A 4,555-nucleotide genomic window follows, 5' to 3' on the forward strand; every position below is an offset into this window, starting at 1 on the left:
TACTGCGTAACAGTGGGAGAGTAGGTAGCCGCCGTTTTTTTCAGTAGAAGCCCCCGTGCCGATGGTACGGGGGCTTCTTCCGTTTTGGCATGGGGGATTGCGGGAGCGGAGGCCCTTGCAATTATGCCGGACTGAATCGGATTGTGAATTTCGGGGAAGTCGGGGCGAAAGCCTCTTTTAGGGAGCCAAATCGCTGACGAGTCGGGGACAAAGGGGATATGAGAAGAGGAAACAGAGGCTGAAAGATTACATTGAGGGATGGGTGGGATACTATTATCTTGTGAATATGAAACGTCTTTGCCTTGAACCAGACGAATGGTTAAAGCGATTGAAACGCATGGGTATATGGAAGGTGTGAAAAAAGCCTTGTTTCATTTGCTCATGTCATAAATAAGTCGTTTCTTTGCAAAAATTTAAAAGATAATTATGCAGCCGCAGGAAATGAGAAGTAGTATATGTAACCTTCGTCCGAATGAATTCCATTCGGGGATTGTTGGCTTCTCTTTTTCCGAAAACAATATTTTTAGTTCTTCGGTAATGCGTTATTCCTTTGCAGGATGACGCATTTTTTTTGTATCTGAACCTGAAAGAAGAAATATAATAAGACAACAAAAGAAAATATGGAAAAGAATTTGAAGAAAGTGCTTGTCTTGGGCTCAGGCGCGCTCAAGATTGGTCAGGCCGGAGAGTTTGATTATTCCGGTTCGCAGGCGTTGAAGGCTTTGCGTGAAGAGGGTATCAGTTCGGTATTGGTAAATCCGAATGTGGCTACCATTCAGACATCGGAAGGTATTGCCGATAAAGTCTATTTCTTGCCAGTGACTCCCTATTTTGTGGAGGAAATCATTAAGAAAGAACGTCCTGACGGTATTTTGTTGGCATTTGGTGGACAGACAGCGCTGAACTGCGGTACGGAACTTTATCAGAAAGGCATCCTGGAACAATACGGTGTCCATGTGCTGGGTACTTCAGTTGAGGCGATTATGTACACCGAAGACCGTGACCTTTTTGTAAAGAAGCTGGATGAGATTCCGATGAAGACCCCGAAGAGTCACGCTGTGGAGAGTATGGAGGAGGCATTGGCGGCTGCCCGCGAAATAGGTTATCCGGTGATGGTGCGCTCGGCATACGCTTTAGGCGGATTGGGAAGCGGTATCTGTTCTGACGAGGAGACCTTCGTCAAGTTGGCCGAAAGCTCTTTCACTTTCTCCAAACAGATTCTGGTAGAAGAGTCGCTGAAAGGCTGGAAGGAAATTGAGTTTGAAGTGATTCGCGATGCTAACGACCATTGTTTTACGGTGGCAAGCATGGAGAACTTCGATCCGCTGGGCATTCATACGGGTGAGTCCATTGTGGTGGCTCCCACTTGCTCACTTACCGATGAGCAGGTGAAGATGTTGCAGCAACTCTCCACCAAGTGTATACGTCACTTAGGCATCGTGGGCGAGTGCAACATCCAGTATGCGTTCAATGCCGAGACCAACGACTACCGCGTCATCGAGGTGAACGCCCGTCTGTCCCGCTCTTCCGCATTGGCTTCTAAGGCTACGGGCTATCCGCTGGCTTTCGTTGCCGCCAAGATAGCATTAGGCTATACGCTTGATCAAATCGGCGAGATGGGAACGCCCAATTCGGCATACGAGGCTCCGCAGCTCGATTACTTGATTTGTAAGATCCCGCGTTGGGATTTGACGAAGTTCGTAGGTGTCAGCCGTGAAATCGGTTCTAGCATGAAGTCCGTGGGTGAAATCATGTCCATCGGTCGCAGTTTCGAGGAGATTATTCAGAAGGGTTTGCGTATGATAGGGCAGGGCATGCACGGATTTGTGGGCAACGAAGGTCTGGAGTTCGATGATTTGGACCACGAACTCTCTCATCCCACCGACTTGCGCATCTTTGCTATTGCTCAGGCGCTGGAGAAGGGCTACACCATCGACCGCATCTTCGAACTGACCAAGATTGACCCATGGTTTCTTGGCAAGCTGAAGAACATCGTGGACTACAAAGCGAAACTTTCCCAATATAATAAGGTGGAAGATATTCCCGCCGATGTGTTGCGCGAAGCGAAAGTGCTCGGCTTCTCTGACTTCCAGATTGCCCGCTTCGTGCTCAGTCCGAAGGGAAATATGGAAAAGGAGAACCTGATTGTGCGTGCCCGCCGTAAGGAACTGGGGATCCTGCCCGCCGTGAAGCGTATCAACACGGTAGCTTCCGAACATCCCGAATTGACGAACTACCTCTATATGACGTATGCCGTTCAGGGCTACGACGTGAACTACTACAAGAACGAAAAGTCGGTTGTGGTGCTGGGTTCCGGTGCTTACCGCATCGGTTCGTCCGTAGAGTTCGACTGGTGTTCGGTGAATGCCGTGCAGACCGCACGCAAACTGGGCTACAAGTCCATCATGATTAACTACAATCCCGAAACCGTCTCTACGGACTATGACATGTGCGACCGCCTCTACTTCGATGAGCTCTCCTTCGAGCGTGTGCTCGATGTCATCGACCTGGAGCAGCCGCGCGGCGTGATTGTTTCCGTGGGCGGACAGATTCCGAACAACCTTGCCATGAAGCTGCATCGCCAGTCCGTTCCTGTGCTGGGCACTTCGCCCATCTCCATTGACCGTGCTGAGAACCGTAACAAGTTCTCCGCTATGCTCGACCAACTGGGCATTGACCAACCCGCTTGGCAGGAACTCACCAGCTTAGACGATGTGAAGGGTTTCGTGGAGAAAGTGGGCTATCCGGTGTTGGTTCGCCCCTCTTACGTGCTCTCCGGTGCGGCGATGAACGTCTGCTACGATGAAGAGGAGCTGGAAAACTTCCTGAAGATGGCTGCCGAAGTGTCGAAGGAATATCCGGTTGTCGTGTCTCAATTCTTGCAGAACACCAAAGAGATAGAGTTCGATGCCGTGGCACAGAACGGTGAGGTGGTAGAATATGCTATCTCCGAGCACGTGGAGTTTGCCGGTGTACACTCCGGTGACGCTACACTGGTGTTCCCAGCACAGAAGATTTACTTCGCTACGGCACGTCGCATCAAGAAAATCAGCCGCCAGATTGCGAAGGAACTCAACATCTCTGGTCCGTTCAACATCCAATTTCTGGCACGCAACAACGAAGTAAAGGTGATAGAGTGTAACCTCCGCGCCTCACGTAGCTTCCCGTTTGTCAGCAAGGTGCTGAAGCGCAACTTCATCGAGACCGCTACCCGCATCATGCTCGATGCTCCCTACACGCAGCCCGACAAGTCAGCGTTCGACATTGACCGTATCGGTGTGAAGGCTTCTCAGTTCTCCTTCTCGCGCCTGCACAAGGCAGATCCGGTGCTGGGTGTGGATATGTCATCTACCGGCGAGGTAGGCTGTATCGGTGATGACTTCTCCGAAGCTCTGCTGAATGCCATGATTGCCACTGGCTTCAGAATTCCCCGTCCCGAAAAGGGCGTGATGTTCTCTTCTGGTGCCATGAAGTCGAAGGTCGATTTGCTGGATGCTAGTCGTATGCTCTATGCCAAAGGATATAAGATTTTTGCGACAGCAGGTACGGCGGCCTTCCTCAATGCACACGGTGTGGCTACAACGGCTGTCTTTTGGCCGGATGAACGCCCTGATGCGGAGAACAATGTGATGAAGATGATTGCTGACCACGCCTTCGACCTGATTGTCAACATTCCGAAGAACCATTCGAAGCGTGAGTTGACCAACGGTTATAAGATTCGCCGTGGTGCCATTGACCACAACATTCCGTTGATTACAAACGCTCGTCTGGCAAGCGCTTTCATTGAAGCGTTCTGCGATATGAAGCTGGAGGATATCCAGATTAAGAGTTGGCAGGAATATCAATAAGAATCATCTGTTCCAATAAAAGAGTGAAACCGATAGCCTATAACATTAAGTAAGGGCTGTCGGTTTTGCTTTTTTACGGAAAATTACTCGGTTTTTTGCTAAAAAATGAATGATGGTCCGAAAATAATGCACAAAAGTTTTGGTAGTTTTAAAATAAGCCGTATCTTTGCACCGCTTTTGAAACGGAAGTGCACGGGCGTTTAGCTCAGCTGGTTCAGAGCATCTGCCTTACAAGCAGAGGGTCGGCGGTTCGAATCCGTCAACGCCCACACTAAAATCAAGCACTTTCGTTTATCAAAAGGGCGTTTAGCTCAGCTGGTTCAGAGCATCTGCCTTACAAGCAGAGGGTCGGCGGTTCGAATCCGTCAACGCCCACACTAAAATCAAGCACTTTCGTTTATCAAAAGGGCGTTTAGCTCAGCTGGTTCAGAGCATCTGCCTTACAAGCAGAGGGTCGGCGGTTCGAATCCGTCAACGCCCACATAAGTAGATAGTTGAAAGGTCTTGCAAGAAATTGTGAGACCTTTTTTAATAGTTATGCTATGGAACAGGATATACGGGCTCACCCGATAATCATTGGGGGTATGCATAAATCGGGTCAGCGGATATTTCCGGGTCAGCGGATATTTCGGCGCATGGTAATAAACCTGTGTATGTGAGATGAAATTTTTACCTTTGCAGAAGTAAAAAGAACTGCAATGGAAACG

1 protein-coding gene, 3 tRNA genes and 1 pseudogene are annotated in these 4,555 nt (G+C 49.4%); all 5 read left to right on the forward strand.

Translation table 11 applies throughout. The features are described 5' to 3' along the window. Positions 1–187: 187 nt before the first annotated feature. Positions 188–355 (forward strand): annotated as a pseudogene (locus K2G43_RS12630) (group II intron maturase-specific domain-containing protein); the annotation flags it as partial. A gap of 265 nt (positions 356–620) precedes the next feature. Next, entirely contained in the window at positions 621–3,848 is a 3,228-nt protein-coding gene (gene carB / locus K2G43_RS12635) for a carbamoyl-phosphate synthase (glutamine-hydrolyzing) large subunit (RefSeq protein ID WP_297645292.1), read from the forward strand. A gap of 194 nt (positions 3,849–4,042) precedes the next feature. After that, positions 4,043–4,117: transfer RNA gene (locus K2G43_RS12640), tRNA-Val, on the forward strand. Positions 4,118–4,148: 31 nt separating this feature from the next. After that, a tRNA-Val gene (locus K2G43_RS12645) sits at positions 4,149–4,223 on the forward strand. A 31-nt stretch (positions 4,224–4,254) separates the two neighbouring features. Next, positions 4,255–4,329, forward strand: a tRNA-Val gene (locus K2G43_RS12650). The last annotated feature ends 226 nt before the right edge of the window (positions 4,330–4,555 follow it).

This window comes from Bacteroides sp., from assembly GCF_029057325.1.
Classification (GTDB): Bacteria; Bacteroidota; Bacteroidia; order Bacteroidales; family Bacteroidaceae; genus Bacteroides.